The sequence below is a fragment of the Streptomyces musisoli genome (assembly GCF_016741855.1).
In the GTDB taxonomy this organism is placed as follows: domain Bacteria; phylum Actinomycetota; class Actinomycetes; order Streptomycetales; family Streptomycetaceae; genus Streptomyces; species Streptomyces musisoli.
The window spans coordinates 26,162-41,295 of the sequence record NZ_JAERRH010000032.1 but is presented as its reverse complement, the minus strand read 5'-3'; the positions used below and the strand labels follow the sequence as shown (position 1 = coordinate 41,295).

General features: G+C 71.3%; 11 protein-coding genes and 1 tRNA gene. 3 read left to right on the top strand and 9 right to left on the bottom strand.

What is annotated here, in order from left to right; genetic code table 11:
- Positions 1-175 precede the first annotated feature (175 nt).
- The 3 genes from JK361_RS37865 to JK361_RS37855 form a co-directional block, all read right to left on the bottom strand.
- A complete protein-coding gene (locus JK361_RS37865) occupies positions 176-1,987 on the bottom strand; it encodes a tetratricopeptide repeat protein (protein WP_201827143.1) in 1,812 nt (603 codons plus the stop codon).
- A gap of 205 nt (positions 1,988-2,192) precedes the next feature.
- A tRNA-Met gene (locus tag JK361_RS37860) sits at positions 2,193-2,266 on the bottom strand.
- 41 nt (positions 2,267-2,307) lie between these two features.
- Positions 2,308-5,187 carry a UPF0182 family membrane protein gene (locus JK361_RS37855; RefSeq protein WP_236054508.1) on the bottom strand — a complete coding sequence of 960 codons (2,880 nt, stop codon included), beginning with the start codon at positions 5,185-5,187 and terminating at the stop codon, positions 2,308-2,310.
- Positions 5,188-5,351: 164 nt separating this feature from the next.
- Between JK361_RS37855 and JK361_RS37850 the strand changes: the two genes are divergently transcribed.
- The gene (locus JK361_RS37850; protein ID WP_236054495.1) at positions 5,352-5,894 is read left to right on the top strand and encodes a PPA1309 family protein; all 543 of its coding nucleotides are present in this window, start codon (positions 5,352-5,354) and stop codon (positions 5,892-5,894) included.
- 73 nt (positions 5,895-5,967) lie between these two features.
- Here JK361_RS37850 and JK361_RS37845 read toward each other — a convergent pair whose 3' ends face one another.
- From JK361_RS37845 to JK361_RS37835, 3 genes are all read right to left on the bottom strand, one after another.
- The gene (locus JK361_RS37845; RefSeq protein WP_201827138.1) at positions 5,968-7,065 is read right to left on the bottom strand and encodes a YlbL family protein; all 1,098 of its coding nucleotides are present in this window, start codon (positions 7,063-7,065) and stop codon (positions 5,968-5,970) included.
- A 361-nt stretch (positions 7,066-7,426) separates the two neighbouring features.
- The gene (locus JK361_RS37840; RefSeq protein ID WP_201827136.1) at positions 7,427-7,888 is read right to left on the bottom strand and encodes a molybdenum cofactor biosynthesis protein MoaE; all 462 of its coding nucleotides are present in this window, start codon (positions 7,886-7,888) and stop codon (positions 7,427-7,429) included.
- A 413-nt stretch (positions 7,889-8,301) separates the two neighbouring features.
- Complete coding sequence (locus tag JK361_RS37835; RefSeq protein ID WP_201827134.1) at positions 8,302-9,465, bottom strand: SDR family oxidoreductase; 1,164 nt, start codon at positions 9,463-9,465, stop codon at positions 8,302-8,304.
- A 192-nt stretch (positions 9,466-9,657) separates the two neighbouring features.
- Between JK361_RS37835 and JK361_RS37830 the strand changes: the two genes are divergently transcribed.
- Together JK361_RS37830 and JK361_RS37825 are read left to right on the top strand one after the other, a co-directional pair.
- A complete protein-coding gene (locus JK361_RS37830; RefSeq protein ID WP_201827132.1) occupies positions 9,658-11,100 on the top strand; it encodes a zinc-dependent metalloprotease in 1,443 nt (480 codons plus the stop codon).
- A complete protein-coding gene (locus tag JK361_RS37825) occupies positions 11,097-11,618 on the top strand; it encodes an NUDIX hydrolase (protein WP_201827130.1) in 522 nt (173 codons plus the stop codon). The genes JK361_RS37830 and JK361_RS37825 overlap by 4 nt, the downstream gene beginning before the upstream one ends.
- Positions 11,619-11,673: 55 nt before the next feature.
- On the opposite strand, the gene JK361_RS37820 is transcribed toward JK361_RS37825, so the two are convergent.
- Genes JK361_RS37820 through JK361_RS37810 form a run of 3 tightly spaced genes read right to left on the bottom strand, consistent with a single transcriptional unit; the run spans position 11,674 to position 14,803 of the window.
- A complete protein-coding gene (locus JK361_RS37820) occupies positions 11,674-12,429 on the bottom strand; it encodes an AIM24 family protein (RefSeq protein ID WP_201827128.1) in 756 nt (251 codons plus the stop codon).
- Positions 12,430-12,446: 17 nt separating this feature from the next.
- On the bottom strand, positions 12,447-13,127 hold the full coding sequence (locus JK361_RS37815) for an AIM24 family protein (RefSeq protein WP_201827126.1): 681 nt from the start codon (positions 13,125-13,127) through the stop codon (positions 12,447-12,449).
- An 11-nt stretch (positions 13,128-13,138) separates the two neighbouring features.
- Positions 13,139-14,803: a TerD family protein gene (locus tag JK361_RS37810; RefSeq protein WP_201827124.1), complete on the bottom strand. Its 1,665-nt coding sequence runs from the start codon at positions 14,801-14,803 to the stop codon at positions 13,139-13,141.
- Positions 14,804-15,134: the final 331 nt, after the last annotated feature.

Genomic DNA, 15,134 nt, shown 5'->3' with positions numbered 1-15,134 from the left:
CGCGTGGCCGGGTGCAGGTGCAGGTACGCGGCTGCGGGCGGTTGTGCCGTCGGCGCGGGTGGGTGCGGTGGCACCGTGCGCGTCTTGGGCGGCCTCCTGGCGGGGGCGGTGGCACCGTGCGCGTCTTGGGTGGCCCCCTGGCCGGCCACCGGCACGGGGCGGCTTGCGGGCGGGGTTACGCGGACAGTTCTTCCCGCAGCGCGTCCCGCAGGCGTCCCGCCCGCTCGGTGACCTCCGCCGGCCCCAGCGCCACGGCCCGGTCGGCCCACCTCTGTCCTTCCGCCAGCTCACCGCGACGCGCGTAGACGAGGGCCAGCCGCAACGCCGCCCGGCCGTGACCGGCGTCGGCCGCTCGGGTCCACCACACCGCCGCCTCCGGCTCACTGCCCTCACGGGCAAGCAGCAGCCCCAGGTTGAAGGCACCGTTGCGGGACCCGGCCTCGGCCGCCGTCCGGTACCACCTCGCCGCCTCCACCACGTCGCCCCGGGCCGCCGCGAGCATGCCGACCCGCACCTGCGCCCGCCGGTGCCCCTGCGAGGCGGCACGCTCGTACCACTCCTCGCACTCGGTCTTCTCCTGCACGGTCTCCCCCAGCTCGTGCGCGGGCTCCGGCGGCCTGCGCGCGTCGAGCAGGGCGGCCAGCCGGTATGCGCCCTCCGCACTGCCGCTCCCGGCAGCGCAGCGCAGATGCCGTTCGGCCTGCGGCTCGTCGCCGTCGCGCAGCCGGGCGATCCCGACCTGCAGCGCGGCCTCGGCGTGCCCGGCGGAGGCCGCCCGCTCGTACCAGCGCAGCGCCATCTCGTCCTCGCCGCGGCCGGCGTAGAGGATGCCGAGGTTGAACGCGGCGTCCACGCTGCCCGCCTCGGCGGCCTTGGAGAACCACGGCTCGGCCCCGGTCGTGTCGCCGCCCTGGAGCAGCAGGATGGCCAGCGCGTTGGCGGCCTCCCGGTGCCCGGCGTAGGCGGCCCGCCGGTACCACTGCTCGGCCTGCGCGGTCCGGCCCTGCTCGGCGCAGAGCAGCCCGAGGTTGTAGGCGCCGTTGTCGTCGCCGGCGTCCAGCGCGGCCCGGTACCAGCGCTCGGCGGTCTGGGTCTCGCCGCGCTCGGCGTGCAGCGCGCCCAGCGCGTTCGCCGCGTTGCCGTCGCCCTCCTGGGCGGCGCGCAGCCACCACACGGCCGCGCTCTCGGTGTCGCCGGCGTCGCGCAGCAGGAAGCCGAGCGCGCAGGCGGCCCGCGGCTCGCCGTCCTTGGCGGAGGTCAGGTACCAGCGCCCGGCCTCCTTCAGCTCCCCACGCCGCTCCAGGATCGCCCCGAGGTGCAGCGCGGCCCGCCGGTGACCGCGCGCGGCGGCCTGCCGGTACCACTGCTCGGCCTCCGCGACAGCGTTGTCGGCCGCGGTCTCGTCCCCGGGTCCGCAGGTGCGGTCGAGGGTGCGCGCCAGCCGGTAGGCCGCCTCGCGGTGCCCCCGCTCGGCCGCGGCCCGCATCCAGTGCTCGGCGGCGACGTCCCCGCGGTGCTCCAGCAGGTCCGCGAGCGCGTAGGCGCCGAGGACATGGCCCTGTTCGGCGGACTGGCGCAGCCAGTACTCGGCGGCCGGCTCGTCCCCGCGCTCGCGGTGGCAGCGGCCCAGCGCGTGTGCGGCGGCGGCGGAACCGGCCACGGCGGCGATCCGCCACCAGCCGGCCGCCTCCTCGGGGTAACCGCGCTGGTGCAGCAGGACCCCCAGGTTGTTCGCGGCGGCCCGGTCTCCGGCCGCGGTGGCGGCCCGCAGGTGGGGTTCGGCTCCGTCGAGGTCGCCGCGGCGCAGCAGCATGGCTCCGAGGACGCTCGCCGCTTCGGCGTCACCGCTCTGCGCGGCGAGCGCGAGGCGCGTCTCCTCGGCGGCATCCCCCATGTCCACCATCTCGTCGCGGGCCGGCTCCGTAGCGAAAGGCTGCACAAATCGCCCTGTCTCGAACAGAGTTGCCTTGTCCCCCATAACGTCCATCGTCGCACCACCTGCAACCTGGGTACACCCGGTATACCGCAGCCCGTGAGGTCACTTCAGCGTTTTGTCGACATGCCCACAGGGAGACAAGTCAAACACACGGCGCCCAACTCCCCACGGCGGCGCGGCCGTCCCTCCCCCCAGTACATGAGTTCGCACACCACGAAGGCCCGGATCCCTGTTGGATCCGGGCCTTCGACTTCAGTAGCGGGGACAGGATTTGAACCTGCGACCTCTGGGTTATGAGCCCAGCGAGCTACCGAGCTGCTCCACCCCGCGCCGTTGCAGGTCAACCGTACCACGGCGCGGAGGGAGCTTGATCAACTGCTGTTCCTGCCGCTGGTCTTGTCGGCCTTGGACTGTGCCTCCTCGGCCCGCTTCAGCGCTCCCTCGAGATCCTTCTGCGCCTTGGCGTACGCGTCCCAGTCCGGCCCCTCCTGGAGCGCCTTCTGCCCCGCGTCGAAGGCCTTCTGGGCGTCCTGGAGTGCCTGCTTGACCGTCGGATTGGCGGTGCCGGGCGGGTTGGTGGTGCCGGTCTCCGGCGGCCTGGTCGAACTCTTCACGCCGAACACCTCGTTGAGGGCCTCGTCCAGGGTGTTCTTGAAGGCGGTCTTGCCCTCGTAGGTGACCAGGACCTTCCGCAGCAACGGGTACTTGAGGGAACCACCGCGGACGTAGACGGGCTCCGCGTAAAGCAGTCCCCCGTCGAGTGGCACGGTCAGCAGATTGCCGTACTCGACCTTCGAGTGCCCGCGGCTGAGCAGGCTGATGGTCTCGGCGATGTCCGATTCGGAGTTGAACTGGCTCTGGACCTGTTTGGGGCCGTCGACGGTCGTGCTCGTCGGCAGCTTCAGGACTCTTATCTTGCCGTAGTCGCCGGTGCGCGGATCGGAGTCGACGGCCATGAAGGCGCTGAGGTTGTCCCGCCCGTTGGGCGTGAGCGTGGTCGTCAGCGAGAACGCCTTGGTGTCCTGGCCCGGCATCTTCATGCTCAGGTAGTACGGCGGCACCGCGCTGCCCGAGTCGTTGGTCGGGTCGTCCGGGACCGACCACACCTCGCTGCCGCTGAGGAAGGTCTGCGCGTCCGGCACGTGATAGCGGGTGAGCAGCTCGCGCTGGACCTTGAACAGGTCCTGCGGGTAGCGCAGGTGGGCCATCAGGTCCTCGGAGATGTCCGAGCGGGGCTGGACGGTGTCGGGGAAGGCCCTCATCCAGGTCTTCAGCACCGGGTCCTTGGTGTCCCACTGGTAGAGCTTCACGTCGCCGGTGTACGCGTCGACGGTCGCCTTCACCGAGTTGCGGATGTAGTTGACCTGGTTCTGCTGCGCCACGACCGCACGGGAGTTGTTGGTCGCGGTCAGCGAGTCGGCCGTGGTGTCACCGAGGGTCGTCCGGGAGGCGTACGGGTATCCGTTCGTGGTCGTGTACGCGTCCACGATCCACTGGATCCGGTGGTTCACCACGGCCGGGTAGGCGTCGCCGTCGATGGTCAGCCAGGGGGCGACGGCCTCCACCCGCTCCTTGGGCGTGCGGTTGTACAGGATCCGCGAACCCTTGCCGATCGCGCCCGAGTAGAGGATCTGCGGTTCGTTGAACGCCACCGCGTACGCGGCCCGGTTGACCGGGTTGTCGAGGTTGACCCCGCTCTTGCCCCGGTAGCTGGTGGTCTCCTCGCGCTCGTTGTCGGAGTAGTCGACCTCCTTCTGGGGGCCACCGACGATCGAGTACGTGGAGGTCTTCTCGCCGTAGTAGATCCGCTGCTCGTAGGACCCGAGGTCGCCCTGGGACGGCAGGTTCTTCTCGATGAAGACCGGCCGGCCCTTGGAGTCGGCCTCGGTGCCCTTGGCGGCGACCACGCCGAAGCCGTGCGTGTAACGGAAGTGGTCGTTGATCCAGTTGTTCTTCGGGATGCCGTCCAGGTTCAGTTCCCGCAGCCCGATGACGGTGTCCTGCTCCTTGCCGTCCTTCGGGTACCGGTCGACGTCGAGGTTGGTCGGGAACCCGTAGTAGCCCTTCATCTGCTGGAGCTGCTGGAACGTCGGCGAGACGACGTTCGGGTCCATGATGCGGATGCTGGCCGTGTCGTCGACCTTGTCGCGCAGCAGGGTCTTGTCCGGCGTCGCGGACTTGCCCGAGTACTCGGTGACCTCGGCGTCATCGATGCCGTACGCCTCGCGCGTGGCCTTCAGGTTCTTCTGGACGTACGGCGCTTCCTTGGCCTGCTCGTTCGGCTGGACCTGGAACTTCTGCACGATGGCCGGGTACAGGCCGCCGATCAGGATCGCGGACAGGACCATCAGGCCGAAGCCGATGACGGGCAGCTGCCAGGTGCGCCGCCACAGCGTGGCGAAGAACAGCAGCGCGCAGATGACGGCGATGCAGAACAGGATCGTCTTGGCCGGCAGATAGGCGTTGGCGTCGACGTAGCGCAGGCCGGTCCAGTTGCCGGTCGCCTTGAAGTCGCTGGACTTGACCGCAAGGCCGTACCGGTCGAGCCAGTAGGCGACCGCCTTGAGGGCGACGAAGATGCCGAGCAGCACCGACAGGTGCCCGGTCGCGGCGGCGGTGGCGCGCGCCCCCGGGCTGGTCACGCGCAGCCCGCCGTACAGGTAGTGCGTGAGCGCGGCGGCGATCAGGCACAGGATGGCGGTGGCGAAGCCGAAGCCCAGCAGGAAGCGGTACCAGGGCAGGTCGAAGGCGTAGAAGGCGACGTCGAGGTGGAACTGCGGGTCCTTCTCGTGGAAGGGCACGCCGTTGACCCACAGCAGCCAGGTCCGCCACTGGCCGGCCGCCGAGGCGCCCGCGATCAGCCCGACCAGGGAGGTGACGGCGAGCAGCAGCCACTTCTTGTACGGCGCGATGCCCATGCGGTAGCGGTCGAGGCTCTGCTGCTCCATGGACATGGCGCTGAGCGGGGGCCGCAGCCGGTGCGCGAGCCAGATGTTGAAGCCGACCGCGAGGGCCATCAGCAGGCCGAAGACGAAGAACAGCCCGATCTTGGTCGACAGGACGGTGGTGAACACGGACGAGTAGTGCACCGACCGGTACCACAGCCAGTCCGTCCAGAAGCCCGCGAACATCGTGAACGCCATGCCGAGGACGGCGAGGACGCCCAGGGTCACGAGCAGGACCCGGATCCTCCGGGACGGGCGGCCCGCTCTGATCCGTGGCCCCGTCGGGCCTCCGCCGCGGTCCGGCATCTGGAAAGCCAAGGTGCGCACCTCGAAGTTCGCTGTCGATCCGTCAGGCCCCCGGGTTCGCGGGCCCGCCGTGGCCCCCCGTGTTCGTGGGCCCACATCTATGCAACTTACTCACCGTTTACTCGGTTCCCGATTCGGGCCGGGAACAAGGCAGGATTGTGACCATGTCCAACACTCCCATGGCAGCGAGCCCGCTCACCCGGGCCGTACTCGAGATCGACGAGTACGTCTCCGGCCTCGGCTGGGACCAGCCCGCTCGCCTCTTCGCCCTCGTAGACACCGCACGGCTGCGGGCTCAGGAACCCTCGCTCGCGGCTCAGCTGGGTCTCGATGACGAGTCCGAGACCACCGGTCTCACCCCGATCGAGCAGGACGAGGTCCCGTCCGGCAAGCCGCTGGACGAGTTCCTCGGCACCATCGCCTGGCCCGACGCGGTCGTCGGCTGCGCGCTCACGGTGGAGCGCCTGATGCTGCCGCCGTCCGCCGAGGCACAGGTCCCCTCCGGTCTCAACGAGGCCGGGCTGGCGAAGTGGGTGGCCCGGCACCCGGAGCGCCAGGAGGTCCGCATGACGGTGGCCGTGCTGCGCGACGGCAGCCGCGAGTCGGCGCTGCGGCTGCGCGAGAAGGACACCCCGACGGAGGTCCTGACCGGCCCCGACCTGGTGCCGGGCCTGGCTGAGGCCCTGGCTGCGACGTTCGCGGACTGATCTCGTCCGCCGCGGTACGGCGATGGGGGCGCCCCTGCTGTTCAGGGAGCGCCCCCAGCCGTGCCGGGTCCGCTCAGCCCTTGGTGGTGCACTTCGGCAGGGCGGCGGTGTGCCCGCTGCCGATGTCCTTGAGCGCGTCGAGCGCGTCGCCGATGGTCTTGACCTTGACCAGGGTCAGCCCGCTCGGAGTGTCCTTGGCGGCGGCCGCGCAGTTGTCGGCGGGCGTCAGGAAGTACTGGGCACCCTTGTCGCGCGCGCCGACGGTCTTCATCTCGATGCCGCCGATCGGGCCGACCGTGCCGTTGTCGTCGATGGTGCCGGTGCCGGCGACGAACTTGCCTCCGGTGAGGTTGCCCGGGGTGAGCTTGTCGTAGATGCCGAGGGCGAACATCAGTCCCGCGCTGGGGCCGCCGACGTCGGCGAGCTTGATGTCGATGGTGAACGGGAAGGTGTGGTCGGTCCCGGCGGAGATGCCGACGATGGCCCGCTCGGCACCGCTGTCGTCGGAGGTCGCGGTCGTGATCGTGATGTTCCGCGTGCCGGTCGCCGTCTTGCGGGCCTTCTCGGCGGCCTCCTGCTCCTTGGCGGGCACGACCGTGAAGACGACGTTCTGGCCGGGCTTGTGCTTGGTGACCAGCTTGGCGACGTCGGCCGGCTGCTTGACCGCCGCGCCGTCGACGGCCTTGATCACGTCACCCGCGTGCAGCTTGCCCTCGGCCGGGGAGCCCTTGACCACCGTGGAGACGATGACCCAGGACTTCACCGGGATGCCCAGCTCCTTCAGGGCGGCGACCTTGGCGCTCTCCTGGGACTGGCTGAACTCCTCGGCGTTCTCCTGGGTGGACTGCTCCTCCGTCTTGCCGTCCGGGTAGAGCGTGTCGTGCGAGACGATCTTGCTGTCGTGCGCCAGCCAGCCGTAGACGGCCTCGACGAGGTTCATCCGGTACTCGGCGCTGGTGACCCGGACGGTCGTCATGTTCAGATGGCCGTCGGTCGGATAGGTCTTGTGACCGGAGATCTGCAGCACCGGCTCGTCGTCGTGCTGTCCGAGCGTGTTCACGGTCGGGCCGGGGGACATCTCCGAGTACGGCACGGGGATGAGCACTCCCGCGCACAGGAGCGCGATCAGCATCAGAGTCGAGGCGAGCATCGTCGCGGTGCGGCGTGGCATGCCTCGACAGTACGGGACGCCTCTGTCAGCGCACTGTCAGGGCACCCCCGTCAGGCGCCCGGCGCACCCGAGCGTGGCTTCTCCATGGCCTCCCGGAACCGTGCGTATCCGTCCAGCTCAGGTCCGTCGCTGCGCACCTTACGGGTCCGATTGGCCCAACTGCCCCAGAGTCCACCGCCGATCGCAGCCACAAGCGGAATCGACAGCCAGACAAGCACCCCCATGCCGACCTCCCACAGGCCATGAGCGTCCGCAACTGACTGATCAGCAGATTAACCATCCGCACGGACAACGCTCACGCGAGGGTGCCGGTTACGCAACCCGGGAGGAGTGCGCGCCGGAAGTGGCGGCAAACGGCGGATCAGCAGGCGCCGACCCACTCCTCGGTGCCGTCCGAGAACTTCTGGTGCTTCCAGATGGGCACCTCGTGCTTGAGATCGTCGATCAGCTTGCGGCAGGCGTCGAAGGCCTCCGCGCGGTGCGGGCAGGCCACGGCGACGACGACGGCGAGGTCTCCGACCTCCAGGTCGCCGACCCGGTGGACGGCGGCCAGCGCGCGCACGGGATGGTCCGCGGCGACCTTCTCGGCGATCCGCCGCATCTCGGCCTCGGCGCTGGGGTGGCACGAATATCCGAGCGCGTCCACGTCGGCGCCCCCGTCGTGGTTGCGCACGGTCCCCACGAACAGCGCGATGCCCCCGGCCGCGTCGTCCCCGACGGCCCGGAACACCTCGTCCACGGAGAGCGGGGTCTCCCGGACGGCGATCAGCTTGATGGGGTCCTGAGCCGCCTGCTCACCGGGGTGCTCGTTGTTGTGCGCCATACGCCCATCGTGCCGCACGCGCGGGACGGCCGGGAATACGAGTTTCACCAGTGAGACCCTCATCCCCCGTTGGAGGCTCCTACAGCCGGCCGAGGCGGGCGAGCGGGAACCTTTCGGACGAGCGGGTCGGCGAGGGAATCTCTCAGCCGAGCGAGTCGGCGGGGGAACCTTTTCCTTCCAGCCGAGCGAGCGGGATGGTGGGTGGGCGGGGGGCCGGGGGCCAGGAGGCGTAGGCCCGGGAGTCCAGGGGCGGCGACCCGAGAGTCCAGGGGCGTAGGCCCGGGGTCCCGGGGGGGCGGAGCCCCCCGGCGGGATCCGAGGGGCGGGGGCCCAGCGGGTCCGAGGGGCGGGGGCCCTGGCGGGGTCCGAGGGGCGGGGGCCCTGGCGGGGTCCGAGGGGCGGGGCCTCGTGCCTCAGACGCGCCGCCGGGCCTTCCGCGCCCGCCGCACGACAGCCGCCGCGCCCAGCAGGGCCACCGTCGCCCCCGCCGCCCCGGCAGCCGTCGCGTCCTTCCGCCCCAGCCGCCGCCCGGCCACCGTGTGCCGCCCGGAGACCTCTCCCAGCAGCTCCGCGAGCACGTCCTCGTTGGTCCACTTCGGCCGCCACCCGGCATCGTGCAGCCGGCTCCCGCTGACCACCCACGGGTACATCGTGTACGCGAGGTCCCCCGCCGGAGACGGGGTGAGCCCGATCCGGTGCAGCCGGGCCGCCGCGCCGAGCGCGACCGCCGACGGCAGCTCCATCCGCCGGATCCCGCTCAGCTCCTCGACCTCCTCCTGCTCCAGCCACCCGTCGCAGCCGACGGCCAGCTCCCCGTCGACCCGCTCCAGGACGGCGTACTCCAGGGCGCTGCACAGATCCTCGACATGGCAGAACTGCCACGCGGGCCGCGACCCGGCGACGACAAGCAGGCGCGGCGACTCGAAGTACCTGGTCAGCGCGGTGTCCGTGCCGCCGACCAGGACCGCCGGCCGCACCACGGTGACGTTCAGCCCCGGATGCGCCCGCGGGGCCCGCCGCGCCAGCCGCTCGATCTCCAGCAGGTCGCCCACGCCCGTGGCCTCGGCGGTGGCGCGCAGCTCGGCGTCCTCCGACAGGGGCAGCTCGTTGTCCGGCAGCGCGCCGTAGACCATCGCCGAGGTGCACAGCACCACCCGGTGCACGCCGGCCGCCGCTGCGGCGGTCAGGACGGTCTGCGTCCCCCGGACGTTGTAAGCCGTGCGCGCCGCGGGATCGGTCTCCAGATCGAGATCGAGGGCGAGGTGGACGACCACGTCGGCGCCCCGCAGCTTGTCCGCGATCGCCGGGTCGCGCACGTCGAGGATGTGCCACTGCGCGTCGGCGCACTCGCCGCGCCGTTCGTCGATGGCGACGACCTGTTTGATCTCCTCGGAGGCGGCGAGCCGCTCGGTGAGCAGGGCACCGACCCCGCCGGCGGCGCCGGTCACCGCGACGACGGGCCCGCGCGCGGGTGTCCTGCCGCCGACGCGAAACGCCGTCGTCGAGGGGCTGTCGTCGGGCGACGGGCGGGTTGAGGGGTTTCGCGCTGCGCGAACCTGCGGATCTGGGGAACTCACCGGGCGTCTCCAGCGGTTGTCTTCAGTACGCGCGCGAGTGACGCGTACGTACCAGGTGCATCCATCCTGCCGCAGGCCTTCCGCAGGCGAAGCACCGAGCCCCGATCGGGTCCGGGTGTCTACGCTGGGTGGTGTTGTCGGGCAGCCGCGCCGCCGGAGTGAGACCGGTGGCCTTACCAGCCGAGGAATCCCGTGAGTGACACCCCATTCGGTTTCGGCCTTCCGCCGGAGGAGCCGGAAGACGGCGACGAGGGCAAGAAGAAGGACCAGCAGAGCGGTGGTGGGCAGGGACCGGCCAATCCGTTCGGTTTCGGCGGTCTGCCCGGAGCCGGCGGCTTTGGCGGCCCCGGCGCCGACAACCCGCTCGCAGCCATGTTCGGTTCCCTGAACCCCACCGATCTGGGCGCCGCGTTCCAGCAGCTGGGCCAGATGCTCTCGTACGAGGGCGGCCCGGTGAACTGGGACATGGCCAAGCAGATCGCCCGCCAGACGGTGGCCCAGGGCACTTCGGACGGCACGAAGGACGCCAGCGTCGGTGCCGGCGAGCGCAGGGCGGTCGAGGAGGCCGTCCGGTTGGCCGACCTGTGGCTGGACGACGCGACGTCCCTGCCGTCGGGCTCCGCCTCGGCGGTGGCCTGGTCGCGCGCGGAGTGGGTCGAGGCGACCCTGCCCGCCTGGCAGGAGCTGGTCGACCCGGTCGCCGAGCGGGTCGGCGCGGCCATGGGCGACGTCCTGCCGGAGGAGATGCAGGCCATGGCGGGCCCGCTGATCGGGATGATGCGCTCGATGGGCGGTGCCATGTTCGGCACGCAGATCGGGCAGGCCGTGGGCGTGCTCGCGGGTGAGGTCGTCGGCTCGACCGACATCGGCCTCCCGCTGGGTCCGGCCGGCAAGGCCGCCCTGCTCCCGGCCAACGTGGAGGCCTTCGGCAAGGACCTGAGCGTGCCGCAGGAGGAGGTGCGGCTGTACCTGGCCCTGCGCGAGGCCGCCCACCAGCGTCTCTTCGCGCACGTGCCGTGGCTGCGCTCGCATCTGTTCGGCGCGGTCGACGGCTATGCGCGCGGGATCAAGGTCGACACGGCCAAGCTGGAGGACGTGGTCGGCCAGTTCGACCCGCAGAACCCCGAGCAGCTCCAGGACGCACTCCAGCAGGGCATGTTCCAGCCGGAGGACACGCCCGAGCAGAAGGCCGCCCTGGCCCGTCTGGAGACCGCTCTGGCGCTCGTGGAGGGCTGGGTGGACGCGGTGGTCCACGCCGCCGCGAAGCCGCGTCTGTCGTCCGCCGACGCCCTGCGCGAGACGCTGCGCCGCCGCCGTGCGACCGGCGGCCCCGCGGAGCAGACGTTCGCCACGCTGATCGGTCTGGAGCTGCGCCCGCGCCGGCTGCGCGACGCCTCCCGCCTGTGGGCCTCGCTCACGGACGCGCGCGGGGTCGACGGCAGGGACGGCCTGTGGGCGCACCCGGACATGCTGCCGACCGCGTCCGACCTGGACGACCCGGACGGCTTCGTCCACCGCGAGCACATGGACTTCTCCGAGCTGGACAAGATGCTCGGGGAGGCGGCGAGCGGCTCGCAGAGCAAGCCCGACCTGCGCAAGAAGGACGACGACGGCAAGGGCGACGACGCCGAGTGAGCCTGTACGACGACGCGGTCCTCGTCCTGAAGGGGTACGAGGGCCAGGAAGAGCTGCGCCAGTCCTACCTGGATCACCTGGCGGCCCGTCCGGACGGCATGTGGAAAGCGTGCGACGCGGGGCATCTGACGGCCAGCGCCCTGGTCGTCGACCCGGAGCACGGCCGGGTGCTGCTCACGCTGCACCGCAAGCTGCGGATGTGGCTCCAGATGGGCGGCCACTGCGAGCCGGGCGACGCCACGCTCGAGGCGGCGGCCCTGCGCGAGGCGGCGGAGGAGTCCGGCATCGCGGGGCTGACGCTGCTGCCCGGCGGCCCCGTGCGGCTCGACCGCCATCCGATCCCGGCGCCCTGCCACTGGCACTACGACGTCCAGTACGCGGTCCTGGCCCCGCCCGGGGCGGTGCAGGAGATCAGCGACGAGTCGCTGGACCTGCGCTGGTACGCCTACGACGAGGTGGCCGGCGTGGCGGACGAGTCGGTCGTGCGCCTCCTGGAGGCCACGCGCGCCAGGCTCTGAGCGGGTAAGGGGTGGCCGCACAGGCGGCCACCCCTTACATGTCACCTGTCGTGGCTCAGCTCCATACGTTGCCCTGGTTCTGGCCGCGCGCCCCCTGCTGCCCCATGCCGAACTGGGCGGCGAGGCCCTGCCCGATCTGCGCGTTCTGCGGCGGCAGCAGCTCGCTGGGCTGCACGAGCGCGAACCCGGAGCCCATGAAGCTCAGCTCCCAGCCCTCACCGGTGTTGCCGCGCCGGCGCCACACCCCGGAGGAGTGCGTCTGGGCCTGCATCTGCACGCGCAGCCCCGTCGACCAGGCGACGATCGCGTCGGCGTCGCAGTTGACGTACTTGTCGGGCGTGACCTGCATCAGCAGCGGCGCCCCGGAGGTCATCAGGGCGACCTTGCCGCGCCCGGTGATGTTGAGCTGGTACTTCCCGGAGCCGGAGATGCCGTAGAGGCTGTCGACGGCGATGACCTCGTGATGCAGCGAGGAGTCCATGGCGAGGACGTAGGAGCTGTCGACGGTCAGCCCGTCCTGCTCGACGTCCATGACGTGCACGTGCTGGCCGAGGTTGGCGAGATAGACCGTGCCCTGTCCGTGACAGCGCATCAGGTCCAGGCCCTCGCCGGTGTGCGCACGCGCGCGTGCCTGGTTGTTGCTGCGGTACTCGGCGTCGAACTCGACCAGGCCCTGGTAGGCGACCATGGTGCCCTTGCGGGCCAGGATGTCGTCGTGGCCCTCCAGGCAGACGCGGAGCATCTGCTTGTTCTGAAGACTCCAGCGCTCCTGGGTCTGCAGGTCGTTGTGCGCGAAAAGCGGGCTCTGCATGGTGTTCTGGCTCCCCCTCAGCCCCGGACCCGAAGACGGTCGGTGCTGTCCTCGCTGGGCTGGACGACGACGATGCCCTGTCCGGAGAAGGCCATCTGGTAGGCCTCGCCGCTGCCCCGGCCGATCAGCGACTGCGCCTTGAAGCTGCGCTTGCCCTTCACCTTCAGGTTCGGGGACCAGGCGACGAGCGCGTCCGGGTCGACGTACGTCTCGTCCTCACCGCCGCCGCAGTCCACGACGATCGGCTTGCCCCGGGAGGTCAGCGCGACCCAGCCCTGCCCGGAGATCTTGGTGTTCCACAGGCCCTGCCCGGCGAACTTCGCGAGTCCCTTCACGCGCTCCACCCCCCAGCTGAGGTGCGCGTCGAAGGCCAGGAGATTGGTGGCGTTGACGGAGATGCCGTCGCCGTTGAGGTTGATCACGACGACGTCGGCGCCGTAGTCGGCGAGGTAGAGCAGGCCGTCGCCGGAGCACTTCATCAGGGGCGCGCCCTCGCCGGTGACCCAGTCGCGGGCGATCTGGCGGACGGCCGGCGGGTTCGGCTCGTACTGGACGAAGCCTTCGTAGGCGACCATCGACCCCACGCGCGCGAGGAGGTCGTTGCCGGTCTGCATGGCGACCTTCAGCATGTGGCTGCCGTGGTTCTCCATGCGGGCGGTGACGGGTGCGGGAGCGTAGCCCGCGAGCGGCTGGTTCATGACGGGCTCCCTCAGACCTCGTACGGCTGGACGACGATGAAGTTGCCGGGCGCGCCCCGGAACTGGAGGTTGACGCTCTCGCCGGTGTCGCCCGGGTAGGCGTTGCGGCGCATGCGGACCTGGCTGGAGACGATCACCTGCGAGGCGGCCGACCAGGCGACGACGGCGTTGCAGTCGGCGAAGGTGGTCGGCGTGACCGGCAGCACCACGGGCGTGCCGTGCGTCTTGACGACGATCGTGCCGGTGCCCTGGAACTGCATGGTGAACAGCGCGCCGCCCGGGATGCCGTGGCCCTCGACGCGGCGGACCTCGTACTGGAGGCTCTCGTCGAAGGCGAGGACGTTCTCCGCGGACACACAGATCGCGTCGCCCTGCAGCTCGACCGGGTGCAGGTGGGTGGAGTTCTCGGCGAGGAACACCTGGCCCTGGCCGGTGCAGCGCATCAGCTGCATCTCCTGGCCGGTGGCGTTGCCGACGATCCGGCCGGCGAACCCGGCACCCTTGTAGCTGAAGTCGACCTTGCCCTGGTAGAGCACCATGCTGCCCTGGCGGGCCAGCACCGGCTGGCCGCCGATGCCGAGGTCGACGCGGATCAGCTTCTTGTTCTGCTGCGTCCAGCGCTGGCCGGTCGGCGTCTCCTTGAACGCCTGGAGCGCGGCCGTCACGCCGGCACCGCCCTGGGGCGCGCCCTGCGGCACTCCGTAGGCGGTGGGCTGCTGGCCGGGAACCTGACCGTAGCCCTGGGGCATGGGCGGGGTCGGCTGGCCGCCGTAGGAGGGCGGCTGCTGACCGTATCCGGGGGGCATCGGCGCGCCGGGCTGACCGCCGTACGACGGCTGCTGGGGCGGCTGGCCGTAGGGCGTGGGTGCGGGGGCCGGGGGCGCGGCCGGCGGCGGGACGGCGGCGCCGGGCGGGGTCATCGGCGCGATGACCGTCGGTGCGCCGTGCACGTTCGGCGCGGGCGCCGGAGCCGGGGGCGGGGTGTGACCGGGCGGCGGGGCGAAGCCTTGCTGTGCCGGGGCCGGGCTCGGGGCGGGCGCGGGGGCGGCCGGGGCGCCGAAGGCGGGTGGCGGGGAGGTCTGGGCGGGCGGGGCGAAGCCGGGGGCCGCGCCGGACTGCGGCTGCTGCGGGGCGGCGGGCGCCTCCTCCTCCAGCACCTCGCCGCCGAAGTTCTTCAGCAGCGCCTCCAGACCGCCGTCGAAGCCCTGCCCGACCGCGGCGAACCGCCATACGTCCTTGAAGTAGAAGTCGCCGAGCATCACGGCACGCTCGGTGGAGAACTCCGAGCCGTCGAAGGAGTACCGCGCGACCTCCTCGCCGCCTGCCACGATGCGCAGGTAGCCGGGGGCGATCTGCGACATCTGGCCGGCGCCGTCGACGGTCGCCGTGAAGGACAGCTTGCGGATCTGCGGGGGGATCCGGTCGAGCGTGACCCGGAAGGACTCCGTGTCGCCCGCCTGGGTGCCCAGCAGCTGGATGGACTCCTCCGGGGACTTCGGCTGGTTGAAGAAGACGAAGTACCGGTCGTCCGACAGGCGCTCGTCGGCGTCCAGACCGAAGCAGCTGATGTCGAAGGTCAGTCCGGGGCCCGAGATCTGCACCCCTACGTAAAGGTCCGTGCCCAGCGTGAGGTCACTGATCCTGGCCTTGTGGCCGCGTTGGAATTCCCTGGCCATGCGTTACGACCGTCCCCCATCCCGAATGTGAGTGCGTCGCGCCAGGCTAACGGCAAAGCCCGGCAACGAACCCCAAGGGTCGGGGTCGGTACAGAGCCGGTACACAACCGCACCCGGCCGCTCACACAGGTGGACGCGCAGTAGGGGGAAGACCACTCGGCGCGAGGGCCGCTCGGGAACACGGCGGCCCGCTCGGGAACACGGCAGGCTGGTTCGTCCACACGGCAAGCCGCTCAGCCGCACGCTGTCCGGCCTCCCGGCGGGCTGTGCGGGCTGTGCGGGCACAGGCATGCCGCTCCGGCACACACTGTCCGGCTGTCCAGCTGACCGG

Bases quoted from the DNA above. Each gene is read 5' to 3' on its own strand.
- JK361_RS37850 (WP_236054495.1), top strand. From the start codon at position 5,352: ATGTCCAACACTCCCATGGCAGCGAGCCCGCTCACCCGGGCCGTACTC.
- JK361_RS37855 (WP_236054508.1), bottom strand. From the start codon at position 5,187: ATGCCGGACCGCGGCGGAGGCCCGACGGGGCCACGGATCAGAGCGGGC.
- JK361_RS37815 (WP_201827126.1), bottom strand. From the start codon at position 13,127: ATGAACCAGCCGCTCGCGGGCTACGCTCCCGCACCCGTCACCGCCCGC.
- JK361_RS37820 (WP_201827128.1), bottom strand. From the start codon at position 12,429: ATGCAGAGCCCGCTTTTCGCGCACAACGACCTGCAGACCCAGGAGCGC.
- JK361_RS37845 (WP_201827138.1), bottom strand. From the start codon at position 7,065: ATGCCACGCCGCACCGCGACGATGCTCGCCTCGACTCTGATGCTGATC.
- JK361_RS37840 (WP_201827136.1), bottom strand. From the start codon at position 7,888: ATGGCGCACAACAACGAGCACCCCGGTGAGCAGGCGGCTCAGGACCCC.
- JK361_RS37810 (WP_201827124.1), bottom strand. From the start codon at position 14,803: ATGGCCAGGGAATTCCAACGCGGCCACAAGGCCAGGATCAGTGACCTC.
- JK361_RS37865 (WP_201827143.1), bottom strand. From the start codon at position 1,987: ATGGACGTTATGGGGGACAAGGCAACTCTGTTCGAGACAGGGCGATTT.